Raw genomic sequence first — 17,768 nt, forward strand, 5'->3', positions numbered from 1 at the left:
GGTGTTTCCCGATGCGCGCTTTACTCGTGCTGTTCAGTCTTCTGCTGCCCTTGTCGATGGCCCAGGCCGCCGACAAACTCCAAGTAGTCACCAGCTTCAGCATTCTCGATGACATCACTCACCAGATCGGTGGCGATCACATCCAGATCAGCAACATGGTCGGCCCCGACTCCGACGCCCACACCTATGAGCCGACGCCGGACGATGCCAAAGCCTTGCTCAAGGCCAAGGTCATCATCAAGAACGGCCTGGGCTTCGAACCCTGGCTGGACCGCCTGGTCACCAGCACCGAAACCAAAGCTACTGTGGTCACCGCCAGCAAAGGCGTGATTTCCCACACCATGGAAGAAGACGGCGAAACCATTCCGGACCCGCACGCCTGGCACAACCTGGCCAACGCCGAAATCTATGTGAACAACATCACCAAGGCACTGGTGGCAGCCGACCCGGCCAACAAGGCTGACTACCTGAGCAACAGCCAGGCCTACCTGAAACAGATCTACCGCTTGCTGGCCGAAGCCAAGACCAAGTTCGGCGCGCTGCCCGCCGGCAACCGTCGCATCGTCACCTCCCATGACGCCTTCGGTTACCTTGGCCAGGCTTATGGCATTCAGTTCCTGGCACCACAAGGCTTGTCGACTGAGCGTGAGCCGTCGGCTGCCGAAGTCGCTGCGCTGATCACCCAGATCCGCAAGGACAAGGTCAAAGCCGTATTCATGGAAAACATCAAGGACTCGCGCCTGCTCAAGCAGATCGCTGACGAAAGCGGCGCGCAAATCGGCGGCACGCTGTACTCCGACGCCCTCGCCGCCGAAGGCCCGGCCAGCACGTTCACCGGGCTGTTCGAGTACAACCTCAACACCTTGTGCGCCGCCCTGAGCAAGCCATGACCCTGAGCATGCTCGACCTGGAAGAGGCTGCCTTGGGCAGCCGCTTTCCACTCGAACCGGTGCTCGACGCCCTGCCGTGGAACAGCGATGGCCTGATTGCCGCCATCGCCCAGCAAGACGGCAGCGGCGATGTGCTGATGCTGGCCTGGATGAATCGCCAGGCGCTCACCGAAACCCTGGCCAGCGGGCACGTCTGCTACTGGTCGCGCTCGCGCCAGCAACTGTGGCGCAAAGGCGAAAGCTCCGGCCACTGGCAACAGTTGATTGAGGCGCGCCTGGATTGTGATGGCGACGCCGTGCTGCTGATCGTCGACCAGCAAGGCCCGGCCTGCCACACCGGGCGGCCGACCTGTTTCTACAACGCCATTGTGGGCGACCACGTTCACATTATTACGGAGCCTGTTGCATGATCCGCAAAAACCCCTCCGGCGACCTGCCGGTGATTGCCGAGTCGGCCTACGTCGACAAGACCGCGATCATCTGCGGCAAGGTCATCATCGGCGAGAACGTGTTCGTCGGCCCCTACGCCGTGATCCGCGCCGACGAAGTCGACGCCACCGGCGACATGGACCCGATCACCATCGGCGCCAATTCCAATATCCAGGACGGCGTGGTGATCCACTCCAAGTCCGGCGCGGCGGTGACGATTGGCGAGTTTACGTCTATCGCGCATCGCTCCATCGTCCACGGCCCGTGCACCGTGGGCGACCGCGTTTTCATCGGCTTCAACAGCGTGCTGTTCAACTGCGCCGTCGGCGATGGCTGTGTGGTGCGCCACAACTCGGTGGTCGATGGGCGCGACTTGCCCGCCGCCTTCTACGTGCCCTCCACCACCCGCATCGGCCCCAATACCGACTTGTCGCAATTCCCGCCGGTGAGCGTCAGCGCCTCGGAGTTTTCCGAAGACGTCGCGCGTACCAACGTCGACCTGGTACGTGGTTACAAAGCCCTGCAAAACGAGTTCTGAACCATGAGCCGCCTGCTGATCCGCAATGCCCGCCTGGTCAATGAAGGCCAGGAATTCGACGCCGATGTGCTGGTCGCCAATGGCCGCATCGAGAAGATTGCCGGCAGCCTTGAAGGCTACAACGAGCCAGTGGAAATCGACGCCCAAGGCCAATGGCTGCTGCCGGGCATGATCGACGACCAGGTACACTTTCGCGAACCTGGCGCGCCGGACAAAGGCAGTTTCTACAGCGAATCCCGCGCGGCAGTGGCCGGTGGCATCACCAGCTTCATGGATATGCCCAACACCAACCCGGCCACGCTGAATCTGGAAGCACTGGCCGATAAAAAGCGTCGCGCTGCGCTGCATTCGGTCGCCAACTACGGCTTTCACTTTGGCGTGAGCAACGACAACCTCGACGTCGTCGCCGCCCTCGACCCGCGTGCAGTGGCCGGGGTCAAAGTGTTCATGGGCGCCTCCACCGGCAATATGCTGGTGGACGACCCACGGATTCTGGAGCGGCTGTTTGCGCAAGTGCCGACCATCCTGCTCGCCCACTGCGAACACACACCGAGCATCCTGGCCCATGAGCAACGCCTGCGCGAGCGTTTCGGCGAGCACATCCCTGCGGTCGCCCACCCGCTGATCCGCGATGCCGAAGCCTGTTATCGCTCGTCGTCCCTTGCCGTGGAATTGGCCAAGCGCCATGGCACGCGCCTGCATGTGCTGCACCTGACCAGTGCCCGCGAACTGGCATTGTTCGAAGACAAACCCTTGGCCGAAAAGCGCATCACTGCCGAAGTCTGCCTGCACCACCTGCTGTTCGATGACCGCGACTACCATCGCCTCGGCCACCAAATTAAATGCAACCCGGCGATCAAGACCCGCGCCGACCGCGACGCGTTGCGCCTGGCCTTGTTGAGTGATCGTCTGGATGTGATTGGCACTGACCATGCGCCGCATACCTGGGCGCAAAAACAGTTGGGCTATCGTGAAGCGCCGTCCGGGTTGCCGCTGGTGCAGCACGCGTTGCCGGCGTTATTGGAATTGGTCATCGACGGGCATTTGCCTCTGGCCACGCTGGTGGCAAAAACCAGTCACCGGGTGGCCGATTTATTCGCCATCCCGGACCGTGGTTACTTGCGTGAAGGCTATTGGGCCGACCTGGTGCTGATCAAACCCGAGCCCGAAGGCAAACCGGTGAGCAGCCAGCCGATCCTCGCCCGCTGTGGCTGGACACCCTTCGCCGAACGCAGCTTTCGCCACAGCGTGAGCACCACGCTGGTGTCCGGCCACCTGGCGTGGCACAACGGCCAGGTGGTCGACAGCTGCCAGGGATTGCCCCTGCATTTTCTGCGCTAACCGACGCCAGCGGGCTTGCCTTAATGCCATTCAGTCAAGAAGGCTGAAGGGTAAAAAGTAACCTGTGGCGAGGGAGCTTGCTCCCGTTGGACTGCGCAGCAGTCCCATGCTTTTAAAGCAAAGAGCAGGGGCCTCTTCGCGGCCCAGCGGGAGCAAGCTCCCTCGCCACAGAGAAGGTGGCAACCTTCAATAGTTGTGCACCTGTGCTGCGATCAAGCCAACTCCCACAGCTTAAGCGCGGGGTTTTACCGTACCGCAATCGTTGCCCAGCCACTGGGCGTGGGTGTCCAGACTGCCCTTCTGCTGGACGCCGGTGGCATTGAAAGTACCGTTTACCTTGGTAGTGAATTCCTGCTGGCTCTGGAAGGTTGCAACGCCAGTGCCCTGGGCTTTCGGGCAACTGAAACGGAATTTCCATTGGTTGCCGGTCTTGTCGGTCACTTCCTGTTTGCAGCCCGATTGCGGGTCGGTCAGCGGGATCGAATCCGAGGCGACCTGGGCAGGCGTCAGGCATACCTGCACGCCTTTACCGGCCATGGTGATGCCCTGTTTTTCCAGCATCGCACGCTGCTCAGGGGTCATCTGTTGCTTGAGCTGACCAAGAATCAGCGACAGGTCCGGCAAGTCCTGGTTATCGACTTTCATATTGCTGGTGGTCAATTCCCACAAACCCGGCGCCAGCATCTGCGCCTGAGCCGCCACGGGCAGCGTCAATCCAACAACCATGGCCAAACCAAGCAGACGAGCATTCATCGGGTAACTCCTGGGTAATTGTGGGCGTTAGACGCCGCAAAGCCGCCAGTGTTGCACGGCAAATAAAATAGCGACATTCGCCGTGGAACATGGTCTGTTAGGCACTCGATTGCCTGGAGTGATGTCGTTCATGGATTTTTTTGGCCCGCACCTGCTCGCCTACTTCATTGCCACGCTGCACTTTCTCGGGACGCTGGCCGCGATCCACGCGGTACTGACGGTCAGGACCGCCCAAGGCTCGATCGCCTGGGCCTTGTCGCTGATGTTCATGCCTTACCTGACGCTGATCCCATACCTGATCTTCGGCCGCAGCACCTTCGACGCGTACATCCAGGCACGTCGGCAGGCCAACCAGGAAATGCACACCGCCATCACCGAGCTGAACTGGCGCCCCTGGGTCGATGAAGCCCTGGCCGCGCGCAACTCCAGCGCCTACGGTTCCTTGCGCGCCATGCCCAAACTGGGACGCATGCCGTGCCTGGCCAATAATGAAGTGCGTTTGCTGATCAATGGTGAGGCCACTTTCAGCGCGATTTTCGACGCCATTCGCAATGCCAAAACTGCGGTGCTGTTCCAGTTTTTCATCATTCATGACGACGAGCTTGGCAGACAGCTGCATGCACTGCTGAAGGAAAAAGCTGCCGAAGGTGTAGACATTCACGTGCTCTACGACCGCATCGGCAGCCACGCCCTGCCCCACCGTTATGTGCAATCGCTGCGCGACGCCGGGGTAAAGGTCAAGGCGTTCGCCACCCGCAGCGGCTGGCTCAACCGTTTCCAGGTCAACTTTCGCAACCATCGCAAAATCGTGGTGGTGGACGGCATTACCGGCTTTGTCGGCGGGCACAACGTCGGCGATGAATACCTGGGCAAAAAGCCGCCGCTGGCACCGTGGCGCGACACCCATGTGCAGGTCACCGGCCCAGTGGTGGCGTGCCTGCAGGAGTCGTTTGCCGAAGACTGGTTCTGGGCGGCGCGCGAATTGCCACCGCTGATTTTGCCGGACACTTACCCCGAAGACGGCGTGCTCTGCCAATTACTCGCCAGCGGCCCGGCTGATCCGTATGAAACGTGTTCGCTGTTTTTTGTCGAAGCCATTCATGCGGCCACCGAGCGCGTGTGGATCACCAGCCCGTATTTCATCCCCGATGAAGCCGTGTTCTCGGCCTTGCGCCTGGCCGTGCTGCGCGGAGTCGACGTGCGCCTGTTACTGCCGTCGCGCCCCGACCATCGCATCGTCTACGCCGCGTCCAGCCTTTATGCGATCGAAGCGGTACGCGCTGGCGTGCGGGTGTTCCGCTACAAGCCAGGCTTTCTGCATCAAAAAGTCGTGTTGGTGGACCGCGAAATCAGCGCCATCGGCAGTGCGAACATGGACAACCGTTCGTTCCGGCTGAATTTTGAAGTGATGTTGCTGACGGTGGACGAGGCGTTTGCCAGCGAAGTGGAGCAGATGCTGCTGGACGACTTCGCCCTTGCCCATGAAGTCAGCCAGGAAGAAAGCCGCGAGACTCGGCGCCTGCAACAGCTGGGCATGCGCGTGGCGCGGCTTATTTCACCCATCCTCTAAGCAACAACACCATACAACTGTGGGAGCTGGCTTGCCTGCGATGGCGGTGTGTCAGGCAACTAACCAGTCCTGATACACCGCCATCGCAGGCAAGCCAGCTCCCACAGTTTTAGATCTTCAGTGCGTCTGAATCAGCGGTAAATATCTTCCCGCGTCCACGGCAGTTCATGGCTGCCATCGGCGTGAGGCTTCACCGCCAATATCTGATGCAAATTGATCCAGCCCCGCGCAAACGCATACGCGCAACCGGCCAGGTACAGCCGCCAGATCCGCAATGCCTGCTCCGGCACCATCTTCGCCGCCGCTTCGAGGTTGTCTTCCAGGCGCTCGCTCCAGTGGTCCAGGGTGCGCGCGTAGTGCAGGCGCAGGCTTTCGACGTCGACCACCTCCAGCCCGACTTCGCTGATTTCGGCAGTCATCATCGCCAGGTGCGGCAGCTCGCCGTTGGGGAATACGTAACGCTCGATAAACTCCCCGGCGCCACGCCCCACAGGTCGACCGTCGGTGTGCTTGGCGGTGATGCCGTGGTTCATCACCAGGCCGCCTTCGCGTACCGCGCCAAACAGCGTCTTGCAATACTCCGCCAGGTTGGCGTGGCCGACGTGCTCGAACATGCCCACGCTCACTACTTTGTCGAAGCGGCCGTCTTGCGGCAGGTCGCGATAGTCGAGCAGTTGCAGGTCCACCTGATCTTCCAGCCCTTCAGCCTTAACCCGTTCCCGAGCCAGCGCCAGTTGCTCCTTGCTCAAGGTAATGCCAAACACTTTTACTCCGAACTCGCGCGCCGCAAACCGCGCCAGGCCGCCCCAGCCACAGCCTACATCGAGCAAATACTCACCCGGCTGCAGCCGCAACTTGCGGCACAGATGGCGAAATTTATCTTGTTGGGCCTGGTCGATGGATTCGCTGCCGGTTTCGAAATACCCGCAGGAATACGCCATGTCCTGGTCCAGCCATAGCTGGTAGAACTCGTTGGACAGGTCGTAATGGTAGGAAATAGCCGCTGCGTCTGTAGCCTTGTCGTGGATCGAGCGCACCGGATGACTCCCCTCGTCGTCGTCGATCAGGGCGTGACTCAACTCGTCACATACCCGGATAACCTCGGAGATGGAGCCTTCCAGTTCCAACTTGCCCTCGACGAAGGCTTCGCCCAAAGCATCGAGCGTTGGATGAGTCAGCTTGGACACGACCGTGGGGTCCTTCACCACGATGGTCACACTGGGCTCGGGGCCCAAGTTGAATTCATGGCCGTCCCAGAGTCGAAGACGCAGCGGTAGCTGAAGATTCTGTAAGGCCGGTGGAAGTTGCGCGAGCATGAGTAGTCCCCCCTTGTTTCAGACGTCTGGAATGAGGGTAGACCATCAGAAGACAAAGTAGGAGGCTATCGATTTAATAGCCTTCTTCTATGGGGCTCGGCGCTCGAGCAAACCGTCCTGAATCCACTGTTTCAGCCATGTCACCGCCTGCAGTGGCGCACCCTCTGCATAAGTGACTACCAGCGCTTCGCACAGTTCTGAAAAATTCCAGCCGGTGGTCACCATTCCCGCCAAGGCACTGGCTTCCGCTGGCTCCAGGCTGCGGTAATGGCATACGTTCTGGTGGCGCCATACCAGGCAAATCTGCGCCAGCTCCAACGCGTGGCTGTCGGGAAAGTCCGACTCATCCTTGCTCGCCCGCCAGATTGCCACGGTATTGAAGTGACACAGCATCTGCTGCACCGAAGGTGCCAGGTTCACCTGCAACCCAGGCCAGTCTTCAGGCGCCAATTGCGCCATATCAGCAAGGGCCAGCGGCTCACCCTGCGGGGCATCAAACGCCAGGGTAAACGCCCATTCCAACCGCGCCAGCTCAGCCAGCGGCGCGCTCTGCTCAGCCACCAGGTGCTCAACGATAAACGCCGGGAACCGCTCCCCCAGCCAACGCAGGCTGTAATGGGCGGAGGGATATCGGCGCAAATAGGCTTCTGTCAGTAATGCGAACTCATCATCGCCGAGCCAATACCAAATGGCACCGAAGTCATGGCGCAGTACTTCCTGCAAGCGCGACAGGTAGGCGTTGTGATAAATCGCCAGGCCCGTGTCCACATCCAGGGTCGGCCCACCCAGCAAGGTCGCGGCGAAGCCACTGTTGGCGGCTGAGTCTTCAGATAACAAGTGCTGCTCAAAAGCCAACTGCCAATCGGTCAAGCGCATAACGACCTCCGGGCCAAGGCGGTCGCGCCCAGTTCACGGGCCTTGCTCAACTCGGTGAGCAGTTCTTCGAACGGTGGGAAATGGTCATCGCGTTCCAGCAAGGTCGACACCGGCCCCAGATGCTCAAGCGTCTGCTGATAAAGCGCCCAAACCGGGTCGCACACTGGATGGTCATGGGTATCGACCACATAGTCGCCGTAGTCCATATGCCCGGCCAAATGCAGCTGGCGGATACTCTCGGGCGGCAAACTACGGATAAAGGTCCAGGCATCAAACCCGTGGTTGCGCGAGCTGACATACACGTTGTTCACGTCCAGCAGCAGCTGGCACCCGGTCAGATGGGCCAGGGCATTGAGGAATTCCCACTCGGTAAATTCATCGGCCTTGGAGCGCACATAGCTGGAGACGTTTTCCAGTACCAATGGGCGCTGCAACACATCCTGCACTTGGCGCACGCGGGCAGCCACGTGGTAAAGGCTTTCTTCGGTGTAAGGCAGCGGCAGCAAATCGTGCAACTGATGGGCACTGCCGCGGCTCCAGCACAGGTGATCGGAGATCCACGCGGGCTGAATGCGCTCGGCAAGTTGTTTGATTTGTTTCAGGTAATCGCTATCGAGGGCATGCGGCCCACCGATGGACAGGGACACACCGTGCATCACCAGGGGATAACGCTCGGCTATCGCGTCCAGGTAGTACAAGGCTTTACCACCCTGGACCAGATAATTCTCGGAGATCACTTCGAACCAATCCACGGCCGGCGACTGTTCAAGGATCTGCTGGTAGTACTCACTGCGTAAACCCAGGCCGTAACCCAGACTTGTAAGGGAAGCGGACATCACACACTCCTGGGCAAAGTGCCCGCAGCGGCGGGGGGCGTCCGCTGCGGTTGCACCCGTTGCCGGTTATTCGCCGACTTTGCCACCAGCCTTGGTGCAAGCGTCTGCACTGGCCATAGCCTTGAAGCCCTGACCTTTGCACGAACCTTGACCTTTGCAAGCGTGGTCCTTGGTTTTGCAATCGTTCTGGCCTTTGCAAGCGTTGATGCCGTAGCAGTGCACAGCGGTGTCAGCGGCTTGAGCCTGAGTGACAACACCAGCAAACATGGTAGCGGCGGCCATTGCGAGGGCGGCACCAGCAGCAGCGGATTTAAAGTTCATTTTTGTATTCCTCATGATCGGTAGTGGAATCGGTCTGAACGGATTGTTCAGTCTCGACATACCACTAGAGTGAGGTCCATCACTGGCGTTACAGCTGTGTGCAAATATTTCTGAAAATTATTCATCCAGCTTCAAAAGCGGCTCCTGGAAGCGTAGCAAACGCCCGGCATTACCCAATACCAGCAGGGTGCTGAGGTTATGCAACACCGCCGCGATCATTGCGCCTGCTGCGCCCAGCCAGCCAAAAGCAGCAAACACCACGATGGCCAGCGTCCAGCCCAGGCCGATGATCACGTTGACCTGCAACGTATGTCGGCACTGGCGGCTCAAGCGCACACAGGTGCCAAGGCGACGCAGATCGCTGCCGATCAACACCACGTCCGCCGATGCCAGGGCGATGTCCGCCCCGCCGGCGCCCATGGCGACACCGACCACACCCGCCTTGAGCGCCAGGGAATCGTTAATGCCATCACCGACGACCATCGGCCGGAAACCGCTGCCAATTTCCCCCAGCACGCGGTTGAGCTTATCTTCCGGCAAGGCCTGCGCTTCGACGTCGCTGATGCCTACGTCGAGCGCCAGGCTGTCGGCGACACTTTGACGGTCGCCGGTCAGCAATAGTTGACGGCCCAAACCGAGGTCGCGCAGCTCTTGCAGCGCTTGGCGTGCTTCCGGCTTGACGCTGTCAGCCAGCAACAGCCAGGCCAGGAACTGCCCGTTCAAGGCCAGCCCGGCAATCGGGCCGTCATGGTTCGGGACTGTCGTCGTGACAATACCCAACTGCTCGAACAACTCCGGTCGCCCCAGCGCCGCCTCGCCCTGCCCGGTTTGCGCCACGACGCCAAGCCCCTGGCGTTCGTGAATATCCGTCAGCACCAGCATTTGCTCTTGCGTGGCCAAACCGGCTAGCGCACGGCTGACCGGGTGACTGCTGGCCGAACCCAGGCTGGCGGCGAGATTCAACAACACCTGCCGATCCGGCGCTGTGGTTTCAATGGACTGCAAACGCAGCGTGCCGAAGGTGAGCGTGCCGGTCTTGTCGACCACCAACGAGGTCAGGTCCGCCAACTCCTCCAGAAACGCCGAGCTGCGAATCAAAATCCCATGGCGCGCCGCCACCGCAATCCCGGCAATCGCTGTGGCCGGCGCCGACAACACCAGGGCACACGGGCACGCCGCCACCAACACCGCCAACATTGCCTGAGCGTCATTGGTGACAAACCAGGTCACCGCCGCCAGCAGCAATACCAGCACCATATAGCTGCCGGCGTAACGCTCCAGCAGCCGCGTGATCGGTGGCTTGGAGCGTTCAGCGTTTTGCATCAGGGCGATGACCTTGCCCAAGGTCGATTCATCGCCGGTGCGGGTCACCTGCAAGCGCAGCAACCCATCCAGGTTGATCGCACCGCCAAACACCTGCACACCGACGCTCGCTTCCAGCGGCACCGACTCACCGGTGATAGGCGCCGTGTCCAGGCTCGCCTGGCCCGACAGCACCACGCCGTCGGCGGGCACGCGATCACCGGCGCGCACTTCGACAATGTCGCCGGTGTTCAGCGTGCCGTTATCCACTTCAATAATGCTGCCATCGGCCTGCACCAACCGCGCATGGCTGCGGGTCAGTTTGCCCAGGGCGTGAATCGCTTCCTGAGAGCCGATCACGCTGCGCTCTTCCAGCACATGGCCGAAGATCATGATGATCGGCAACAACGCGGCGGTCAGCAGATCACCGGTGGCCCAGGCACCGAGCATCGCCAGGGCGATCAATTGGTCGGTGATGCCATGCAGGCTGGGGTAACGCAGGCTGTACCAGGCCGAGCGCATCACCGGCACGGCCACCAGCAAGGACGCCACGCCGAGGAGTAATTGGCTGACACCGGTCTGGTCCGGCGCGAGCCAGCGCCAGACCAGGCCGAGCACAAGTAAACCCAGAGCCAGCATGGCCAGGGTCAATTGCCGGGCAGCGCTGCGCTGCTCGGCGGAGGTCAACATGGGTGCGCTCATTGCTCGGCTCCCTGAATGATCAAGCGGGAGTCGTCTTTAGGGTCGACGGTGGTCACAGAACCTGCCTGGCCCAGAATCTTCGGCAAGCGCTCGCGATAAAGACGCAGCAACAAGCCAGGGTCTTTGACTTGAGCCAGGCTGGCGACGGTCGCGGTTTGCGCCTGGGCGTTGGCCAAGCGTTCACTGGCCTGGGCGTGGGCAACCTGCACCAGCCGATCGGCTTCCTGGTTGGCGGTCTGGGTGAGCTTTTCCGCTTCGGTGCGCGCATTGGCCACGGCTTTGTCGGCCTGCTGGCTGGCCGTCAGCACGGCGTTAAAAGCATTGACGGCCGGGCCTGGCAGACTTGATTGCACGTCGACGCGAGTGACTTCGATGCCCAAGCCCAACCCCGTCGAAGCCAGCTGCGCCAGGCGTTTATTGATGCCTTGCACCAGATCACCGCGCAGCCGCTCACGGCGCTCGGCGGCACCGTTGTCGGTGCCGATCAGTTCAGGGCGCGCCACCAGAATCGTGTCCAGGTCGCGCGCGGCGGTCAGGGCCACCGCGCTGCGCGTCACCAGCCGATCCAGGGCCGGCAGCACGTGCTCGCCCTGCAACACAAACGCGTAAGGCTCGGTGACCTTATAAAACACCCGCACATCCAACTGCACCACGCCGGCATCGCCCGTCAGCAAATAACCGGAACCGGCCAGCGCGTCACTCAAGGGCGTGGCAAAACTGGCCACGCGGTCGGCCTGGATCGCCGCCTCGGAGCGCAACAAGTTCTCCACTCGCCGCTCGATCACACGGTCCGCCGCCGGCAACAGCACCACTTGCTCGAAGGGCTGCGGCCACGCAAGCAAAAGCCCGGCGTTCTGGATGCGGTCAAGCGCGCCGAAGTGCAACACCACGGCGCGGTTCTGCGGGTCGATCTGGCGCACATTCGAAAACGCCCAGGCCAACGCCGCCAATACCGTCACCGCGTACAACGCCAGGAAGGTCAGACGCCCGGCCTGGATCCACGGGCTGTCCGGGCCGTCACGCTCGGTCATGGCTGAACGTCCTTAGGCCCGTCTACCAGTGCACGGAACGGCGCAGCATCGGTGCGCAGGATGATCTTGGTGCCCGGCGTGACCACCGTGCCCAAGGTATCGAGCGAACGCAGCAGGTTGTACAGCTGCGGGTTGCCTGCATAGGCACGCCCGTAAATCTGCGCTGCCTCAACCCGCGACTGGGCTTCGATATCAGCGGCCTTCACCGTGGCATCGGCCTGCACGATGCGCGCATCACGCTCGGCAGCGGAGCGAATCTGCGCCGCTTCACGCTTGCCCACGGCGGTGCGTTCAGTGGCGATGGTTTCGCGCTCGGCACGCATGCGGTCGACGGTGGCGGTCAGGGTGACGGAAGGCAACGTCAGGCGCTCGACACCCACTTGCGCCACGCGCACGCCATAGGTAGTGAGCAATTGTTGATCAATCTGTTGGCGCAGCTGTGCTTCAAAATCAGCAATGCGCACCTGGCTGGCGTCGGTGTTGATCAGGCTGGACAGGTCGAAGCTGGCAGCGGTGGTTTCCAGCGCCGAGCCGACGAAGGTGCGAATCTGCCGCGCCGCTTCATCAGGCTGGTTCTGCACCGCACGCATAAAGCGCTGCACATTGTCGGCATCGCCTTGCACCTGCCACGCCACGTAGGCCTGCACGATGATGCGCAGGCCATCGCGGGTGCCCACATCCTGCAAACCGCTGGAGGTGGTGCGCAGGCGCAAGTCCACCGGGATCGCCGCTTCGAACGGCGCCGGCCAGCGCCAGCCCAGGCCCGGCTCCAGCAGTACCCGCGCCGGGTTGCCGAAGCGGGTAATCACCGTGGCTTCACCGGAGCGCACCTGCACCAGGCTCGCCGCAGCAACGGCAAACAACACCAGCAATACCGCCCAGGCCATGCGCCGCCATGGGAATGGGCCAGCAGCCTGTTCGTCGCCATGATGGTGATGGTGGTGGCCATGATGATGGTGATGACCGTGATCGTGAGAATGAGCGCTCAACAGACAGACTCCTTATTGAACGGCTTTACGCGGCGCCATCGGGTCGGCCGGCAAAGTAAAAGAACGCAGATCGATCGTCGGCGCGCCATCGGCGCCCAGGCGGTGATCCAGAATAAGCAGCTTGGCGTGGGCCAGGCCTTGGCTGAGTTGGCCCAGGTACTGTTCCAGCACAAAGGCACGACCCGCAGTGGCGTAGGCTTTTTGTTCGGCGGTAAAACGCAGGTCGGCCGCCTGGGCGCCCGCGTTTACTTCACGGGCAGTGGCCACCGCCTGATCGCGAGCAGTGCTGGCTTGCAACAACGCCTGGTTGGTTTGCTCGCTGGCAGCCCCGCGTTCGCGGGAGATCAGCGCCTGGGCGCCAATTTGTGCCGCCTGCACACCGTGATAAGCGTTGGCGGCACCGGCCGGTGGGTGAATCGCTTCTACGACCGTGGCCAAAATCTCCACGCCGCTGTCGAGCTTTTGCAGGTCTGCCTGCACGGCGCGACCCACTTCATCGGCGAGGCTGGTGCGTTGCTCACCGAGCAATTCGTCGAGGGTACGCGAAGCAAAGTCATGCACAAGGATGCGGCTGGCGGTGCTGCGAATCAGCGTCGGTATATCCGCGCTGTTATAGGTGGCGGCCAGCGCAGCCTTGTCCGTCAGGCCGATGCGGTAGACGAAACGCACATCCATATTGACGATCTGGAAGCTCTGCTTGTCGCCGCTGCTGCTGGCGATCACTTGGGACTTGTCATTCACATGGCTGGCGTCCCACAAACGATTGGCGATGAGCGGCGCCGGGCCTTCCGCCGAGGCCAACTCCGGTGCGGCGGCCTCGCTGACGCTGGTCGCCAGTTCATGCACCACGCCGTTTTCCACGCTCAGCACGCGCCCCAATGGCCAAGGCAACCCGGCATGCAAGCCAGGCCCGAAAACCTGCACGGGTTTGCCGAAGCGCTCATAAATCCCACGGCCTTGCAGGGGCACTTCGTGCACGCCGGTCAGCGCCCAGCCTACCGCCAGCACCACCAGCAGCACTGGCAAAAACGCCCGACGCATGTAGGTAAACGCCCAGATCTGGCGCAAGTCGATGCCGAACCGGTTGTGCAATTCGTGCTGCAACGCCAGCAAAGGTTGGGGTGGCCAACGCAGCAGGCCCGCGATAAAGCTTTGCGCCATCAAGCGCGGTTCGAGGCGCGGCTGGCGCGGGCTGAACAGTGACAGCACGCCCCTTAGCAGAAACTCCAGCGCCACCAGCGCGGGCAACAGCCCCGTCAACACAGCCAGACGCAGCGGCCACACGGATTCGGCACCGGCAAACAGCAGGCAGATCGCACTGACCACCAGGCTGATAATCGCCACGCGGCTCAACTGCGCCAGCTGTGACGCTTCCGGCCATTGCGCGGCGGTTTCCTGGGCCAAGCGGCGCTCGAACACCAGCAAGCCAAAGGCCAACGCCAGGGCCACCGCCGCGCCGATGCTCGCCGATTGCCCCACCGCGGCAGCGGGCAAGGCCAGGTTCCAGAACTCAATGATGCTGATCAGCGCCAGCAACGACCAGCCGCACAGCCACACCACTGGCGCGCCAATCTGTGCCAGCACACCGCTGCCAAACCGATTGATCGCCCGTGCAAGCGCGCCAACCTCTTCGTCGGGAGCTTCGATCAGTTCAGCCGTGGGCGTTTCCAGCGCCTGGGCGCGCCAATCCGCCACCCACCACGCCGACTGCAACCCGGCCACCAGCACCAGCAAGGCCGACGCGCAATTGATCAACACCACCGGCCAGATCGACAGCGGCGCAAACAGTGCCACGAACAGCGCCAGCACCCAACCGGCCAAGGCCAGGGCCGTCAGGCTGATGCCCGCCTGGCGCAATCGGCGGGCATGGAACAACCCTTGTTGAAAACGCGGAAGGCCTTCAACCGAAGCGCCGTCAGCTTCCAGATCCACTTGCATCCACTTAACGTCCGCTACACACAATTGGTTACGATATAACACGGAGCGTGAAATTTTTGTCCGAAAACAGCGCAAATCCCCTGTGGGAGCGGGCTTGCTCTCGATAAAGGTCTGCCAGTTTTTAATGGTTGGAATGATGTACCGCCATCGCAGCATAGGTATCTACACAACTTTGAAGGCCGCCACTTTCTCCTGTGGCGAGCAGGCTTGTCGAATCGTCGCACCGCCTGCGTTGGGCTGCGAAGCAGCCCCAGTGAAGGCACTGCAATTTTCCTGAAAGTACTCAGTGTCTGGGTTTGGGGCCGCTTCGCAGCCCAACGCAGGGCAAGCCTGCTCGCCACAACGGCTCACCTGCCACAGATTTCGTGTCAACCGGCTGTGTAGATACCTATGCCCATCGCAGGCAAGCCAGCTCCCACATTTATTCTGTGGTGCTCTCTGGAAAGTGATTAAACCCCCAGAAACACAAGCCATCACTGGTGCAGGCACAGATTAATCGGCACACTCCAAAACAGTTTTTCGCGGGCCCATGGACAAGGAAGCGTCATGATTTCGATCTACCAGCTAAAACCGCGTTTTCAGAACCTGCTGCGCCCTCTTGTGCAGCGTCTCTACGACAATGGCACCACCGCTAACCAGATAACCGTGCTGGCCGGCGTCGTTTCCTTGCTGGTCGGCCTGCTGATCGCCAGCTTTGCCCAACACCTCTGGCTGTTTGCGCTGATCCCGCTGTGGATGATCCTGCGCATGGCCCTCAATGCCATCGACGGCATGCTCGCACGCGAATTCGGCCAGCAATCGCGCCTGGGCGCCTACCTCAATGAACTGTGTGACGTGATCGCCGACAGCGCCTTGATCCTGCCCTTTGCGCTGATTCCGGGCGTGAGCCTGGCGCCGGTGCTGCTGGTGGCGTTGCTCGCCGTGTTCAGCGAATACGCCGGTGTACTGGGGCCGATGGTGGGTGCCTCACGGCGCTATGACGGGCCGATGGGCAAAAGTGATCGTGCGTTCGTGCTCGGTGTACTCGCCACTGGCGTGGCGTTGGGCTGGCTCGGCGCGGGCTGGGTGGATGCGGTGATGTGGCTGGTCGCTGCCCTGCTCGCCTACACCTTGGTCAACCGCGTGCGTCAGGGCCTCAAAGAACAACAAGAAACCTCTCCGATTGCATAAGGATTTTTGCGATGCGCGAACAGCAAGAGCACACTTTCAGTACCCATGATGGCGTCGAGCTTTTTTATCGACACTGGCCGGCCACTGCGCCTGCGGGCGATGAGCCGCGCAAGGCGATCCTGCTGTTCCATCGCGGCCATGAGCATTCGGGCCGTATTGCCCACCTGGTCGATGAACTCGACCTGCCGCAATTCGATTTCTTTGCCTGGGACGCCCGTGGCCACGGCCAATCGCCGGGCGCCCGCGGTGACAGCCCAAGCTTCGCCACCAGCGCCCGCGACGTGCAGACCTTCTGCGAACACATCGGCGCCACTTACGGCATAGAAGAACAAAACTTCGCCGTTATCGCCCAAAGCGTCGGCGCGGTAATCGCGGCCACTTGGGTACACGACTACGCGCCAAAAATCCGCGCGCTGGTGCTCGCCTCCCCGGCGTTCAAGGTCAAGCTGTACGTGCCCTTCGCCCGGCCCGGGCTGGCGTTGATGCGCAAGTTTCGCGGCAACTTTTTCGTCAACAGCTACGTCAAGGCCAAGTTCCTCAGCCATGACCCTGAGCGCGTCGCGTCCTACGACAGCGACCCGCTGATCACCAAAGCGATTTCGGTGAATGTGCTGCTCGGTTTGTACGAAGCCGCCGACCGGGTAGTCGCCGATGCCCAGGCGATCCAGGTGCCGACGCAATTGCTCATCTCCGGCTCCGACTTCGTGGTGCACCGCAAACCCCAGCAGCAATTTTTCGACCGGCTTGGCAGCCTGAAAAAAGAGCTGCACATCCTGCCCGGTTTTTTCCACGACACCCTCGGCGAGCGCGACCGCGCCACGGCCGTAAGCAGCGCTCGGCGTTTTATCCTGCAGAACTTCGCCCATCCGCTGGACCGCGCGGCCCTGCTCGACGCCGACAAACTCGGCGCCACGTGCGCCGAATCCGAAGCCCTCGCCGCGCCGCTGCCGCGTAATTCCCTGCGCGACCTGTACTGGCGCATCACCCGCGCCAGCATGGGCCTGGGCAAGAACCTGTCGGACGGGGTGAAACTGGGTTTCGACACCGGCTTCGACTCCGGCAGCACCCTGGACTACGTGTACCGCAACACGCCCACCGGCAAGGGTGGGCTGGGGCGGATGATCGACACCAACTACCTCAACTCCATCGGCTGGCGCGGCATTCGCCAGCGCAAGCTGAACGTCGAGGAACTGCTACGGCTGGTCATGGCCAGGTTGCGCGATGAACATCGCGAGGTGCGCATCGTCGATATCGCCGCCGGCCACGGGCGCTACATTCTTGAAGCCTTGCAAGGCGTTTCGCCGCTGCCGGAATCGATCCTGCTGCGCGACTACAGCGACATCAACGTGCGTGACGGCGGCGCGCTGATTCGTGAAAAAGGTCTGGGGGATATCGCGCAGTTCGTCAAAGGCGATGCATTTGATAGAGCTGACTTGGCGTCACTGGCGCCCAAGCCGACCCTGGCAGTGGTGTCCGGCCTGTATGAGCTGTTTGCCGATAACGGCATGGTCGGCGGTTCGCTGGCCGGTCTTGCCGAAGCGGTGGAGCCCGGCGGGTACCTGGTCTATACCGGCCAGCCGTGGCACCCGCAACTGGAATTGATCGCCCGCGCGTTGACCAGCCATCGCCAGGGCCAGGCCTGGGTAATGCGCCGTCGCAGCCAGGCAGAGATGGATCAATTGGTCGAGGCGGCGGGCTTTCGCAAAATCACCCAGCGTGTGGATGAGTGGGGCATTTTCACCGTGTCCCTGGCACAGAAGATCTGA

Annotated in this window: 16 protein-coding genes; 7 read left to right on the top strand and 9 right to left on the bottom strand. The window is 61.6% G+C overall.

Translation table 11 applies throughout. The annotated features are described in order from the left end of the window. Window positions 1-11 precede the first annotated feature (11 nt). From HU759_RS00705 to HU759_RS00720, 4 genes are read left to right on the top strand one after another with little or no spacing between them, the layout of a single operon-like run. Window positions 12-890: a metal ABC transporter substrate-binding protein gene (locus HU759_RS00705; RefSeq protein ID WP_017135758.1), complete on the top strand. Its 879-nt coding sequence runs from the start codon at window positions 12-14 to the stop codon at window positions 888-890. After that, window positions 887-1,300 carry a phosphoribosyl-AMP cyclohydrolase gene (hisI, locus tag HU759_RS00710; RefSeq protein ID WP_186617227.1) on the top strand — a complete coding sequence of 138 codons (414 nt, stop codon included), beginning with the start codon at window positions 887-889 and terminating at the stop codon, window positions 1,298-1,300. The genes HU759_RS00705 and hisI overlap by 4 nt, the downstream gene beginning before the upstream one ends. Further along, entirely contained in the window at window positions 1,297-1,857 is a 561-nt protein-coding gene (locus tag HU759_RS00715) for a DapH/DapD/GlmU-related protein (RefSeq protein WP_017135756.1), read from the top strand. The genes hisI and HU759_RS00715 overlap by 4 nt, the downstream gene beginning before the upstream one ends. 3 nt (window positions 1,858-1,860) lie before the next feature. Further along, window positions 1,861-3,198, top strand: a complete 1,338-nt coding sequence (locus HU759_RS00720) for a dihydroorotase (protein ID WP_186617224.1) — start codon at window positions 1,861-1,863, stop codon at window positions 3,196-3,198. A 231-nt stretch (window positions 3,199-3,429) separates the two neighbouring features. Here the strand turns inward: HU759_RS00720 and HU759_RS00725 are convergent, their stop codons facing one another. Beyond that, window positions 3,430-3,951 carry a DUF3617 domain-containing protein gene (locus HU759_RS00725; protein ID WP_017135754.1) on the bottom strand — a complete coding sequence of 174 codons (522 nt, stop codon included), beginning with the start codon at window positions 3,949-3,951 and terminating at the stop codon, window positions 3,430-3,432. Window positions 3,952-4,081: 130 nt separating this feature from the next. Between HU759_RS00725 and cls the strand changes: the two genes are divergently transcribed. Further along, on the top strand, window positions 4,082-5,521 hold the full coding sequence (gene cls, locus HU759_RS00730; RefSeq protein ID WP_186617222.1) for a cardiolipin synthase: 1,440 nt from the start codon (window positions 4,082-4,084) through the stop codon (window positions 5,519-5,521). A gap of 131 nt (window positions 5,522-5,652) precedes the next feature. Here the strand turns inward: cls and cfaB are convergent, their stop codons facing one another. From cfaB to HU759_RS00770, 8 genes are all read right to left on the bottom strand, one after another. Next, the gene (cfaB, locus tag HU759_RS00735) at window positions 5,653-6,837 is read right to left on the bottom strand and encodes a C17 cyclopropane fatty acid synthase CfaB (protein WP_017135094.1); all 1,185 of its coding nucleotides are present in this window, start codon (window positions 6,835-6,837) and stop codon (window positions 5,653-5,655) included. 87 nt (window positions 6,838-6,924) lie between these two features. Further along, the gene (locus HU759_RS00740) at window positions 6,925-7,713 is read right to left on the bottom strand and encodes a DNA-binding domain-containing protein (protein ID WP_099550217.1); all 789 of its coding nucleotides are present in this window, start codon (window positions 7,711-7,713) and stop codon (window positions 6,925-6,927) included. Then, window positions 7,704-8,549 carry a DUF692 domain-containing protein gene (locus tag HU759_RS00745; RefSeq protein ID WP_017135096.1) on the bottom strand — a complete coding sequence of 282 codons (846 nt, stop codon included), beginning with the start codon at window positions 8,547-8,549 and terminating at the stop codon, window positions 7,704-7,706. The genes HU759_RS00740 and HU759_RS00745 overlap by 10 nt, the downstream gene beginning before the upstream one ends. 66 nt (window positions 8,550-8,615) lie before the next feature. Then, window positions 8,616-8,870, bottom strand: coding sequence for a membrane protein (locus HU759_RS00750; protein ID WP_017135097.1), 255 nt, complete (start codon window positions 8,868-8,870; stop codon window positions 8,616-8,618). A 117-nt stretch (window positions 8,871-8,987) separates the two neighbouring features. Continuing rightward, on the bottom strand, window positions 8,988-10,874 hold the full coding sequence (locus HU759_RS00755) for a cation-translocating P-type ATPase (protein ID WP_058421072.1): 1,887 nt from the start codon (window positions 10,872-10,874) through the stop codon (window positions 8,988-8,990). Further along, the gene (locus HU759_RS00760; RefSeq protein ID WP_138450390.1) at window positions 10,871-11,905 is read right to left on the bottom strand and encodes a protease modulator HflK; all 1,035 of its coding nucleotides are present in this window, start codon (window positions 11,903-11,905) and stop codon (window positions 10,871-10,873) included. Before HU759_RS00760 ends, HU759_RS00755 begins: the two co-directional genes overlap by 4 nt. Beyond that, a complete protein-coding gene (locus HU759_RS00765) occupies window positions 11,902-12,897 on the bottom strand; it encodes a protease modulator HflC (protein ID WP_170037021.1) in 996 nt (331 codons plus the stop codon). The genes HU759_RS00760 and HU759_RS00765 overlap by 4 nt, the downstream gene beginning before the upstream one ends. Window positions 12,898-12,906: 9 nt before the next feature. Then, on the bottom strand, window positions 12,907-14,832 hold the full coding sequence (locus HU759_RS00770) for a protease modulator HflK (RefSeq protein ID WP_138450388.1): 1,926 nt from the start codon (window positions 14,830-14,832) through the stop codon (window positions 12,907-12,909). Between the two features lie 546 nt (window positions 14,833-15,378). Between HU759_RS00770 and HU759_RS00775 the strand changes: the two genes are divergently transcribed. Both HU759_RS00775 and HU759_RS00780 read left to right on the top strand, forming a co-directional pair. Further along, window positions 15,379-16,002 carry a CDP-alcohol phosphatidyltransferase family protein gene (locus HU759_RS00775; RefSeq protein WP_133078442.1) on the top strand — a complete coding sequence of 208 codons (624 nt, stop codon included), beginning with the start codon at window positions 15,379-15,381 and terminating at the stop codon, window positions 16,000-16,002. A gap of 11 nt (window positions 16,003-16,013) precedes the next feature. After that, window positions 16,014-17,768 (top strand): bifunctional alpha/beta hydrolase/class I SAM-dependent methyltransferase, encoded by a 1,755-nt coding sequence (locus tag HU759_RS00780; RefSeq protein WP_186617220.1) that lies wholly within the window; start codon window positions 16,014-16,016, stop codon window positions 17,766-17,768.

This window comes from Pseudomonas sp. OE 28.3 (assembly GCF_014268205.2).
GTDB classification, from domain to species: domain Bacteria; phylum Pseudomonadota; class Gammaproteobacteria; order Pseudomonadales; family Pseudomonadaceae; genus Aquipseudomonas; species Aquipseudomonas edaphica.

What these genes read in the sequence shown, in the direction of transcription:
- HU759_RS00705 (WP_017135758.1), top strand. Translation starts at nt 12, where the DNA reads ATGCGCGCTTTACTCGTGCTGTTCAGTCTTCTGCTGCCCTTGTCGATG.
- hisI (WP_186617227.1), top strand. Translation starts at nt 887, where the DNA reads ATGACCCTGAGCATGCTCGACCTGGAAGAGGCTGCCTTGGGCAGCCGC.
- HU759_RS00715 (WP_017135756.1), top strand. Translation starts at nt 1,297, where the DNA reads ATGATCCGCAAAAACCCCTCCGGCGACCTGCCGGTGATTGCCGAGTCG.
- HU759_RS00720 (WP_186617224.1), top strand. Translation starts at nt 1,861, where the DNA reads ATGAGCCGCCTGCTGATCCGCAATGCCCGCCTGGTCAATGAAGGCCAG.
- HU759_RS00725 (WP_017135754.1), bottom strand. Translation starts at nt 3,951, where the DNA reads ATGAATGCTCGTCTGCTTGGTTTGGCCATGGTTGTTGGATTGACGCTG.
- cls (WP_186617222.1), top strand. Translation starts at nt 4,082, where the DNA reads ATGGATTTTTTTGGCCCGCACCTGCTCGCCTACTTCATTGCCACGCTG.
- cfaB (WP_017135094.1), bottom strand. Translation starts at nt 6,837, where the DNA reads ATGCTCGCGCAACTTCCACCGGCCTTACAGAATCTTCAGCTACCGCTG.
- HU759_RS00740 (WP_099550217.1), bottom strand. Translation starts at nt 7,713, where the DNA reads ATGCGCTTGACCGATTGGCAGTTGGCTTTTGAGCAGCACTTGTTATCT.
- HU759_RS00745 (WP_017135096.1), bottom strand. Translation starts at nt 8,549, where the DNA reads ATGTCCGCTTCCCTTACAAGTCTGGGTTACGGCCTGGGTTTACGCAGT.
- HU759_RS00750 (WP_017135097.1), bottom strand. Translation starts at nt 8,870, where the DNA reads ATGAACTTTAAATCCGCTGCTGCTGGTGCCGCCCTCGCAATGGCCGCC.
- HU759_RS00755 (WP_058421072.1), bottom strand. Translation starts at nt 10,874, where the DNA reads ATGAGCGCACCCATGTTGACCTCCGCCGAGCAGCGCAGCGCTGCCCGG.
- HU759_RS00760 (WP_138450390.1), bottom strand. Translation starts at nt 11,905, where the DNA reads ATGACCGAGCGTGACGGCCCGGACAGCCCGTGGATCCAGGCCGGGCGT.
- HU759_RS00770 (WP_138450388.1), bottom strand. Translation starts at nt 14,832, where the DNA reads ATGCAAGTGGATCTGGAAGCTGACGGCGCTTCGGTTGAAGGCCTTCCG.
- HU759_RS00775 (WP_133078442.1), top strand. Translation starts at nt 15,379, where the DNA reads ATGATTTCGATCTACCAGCTAAAACCGCGTTTTCAGAACCTGCTGCGC.
- HU759_RS00780 (WP_186617220.1), top strand. Translation starts at nt 16,014, where the DNA reads ATGCGCGAACAGCAAGAGCACACTTTCAGTACCCATGATGGCGTCGAG.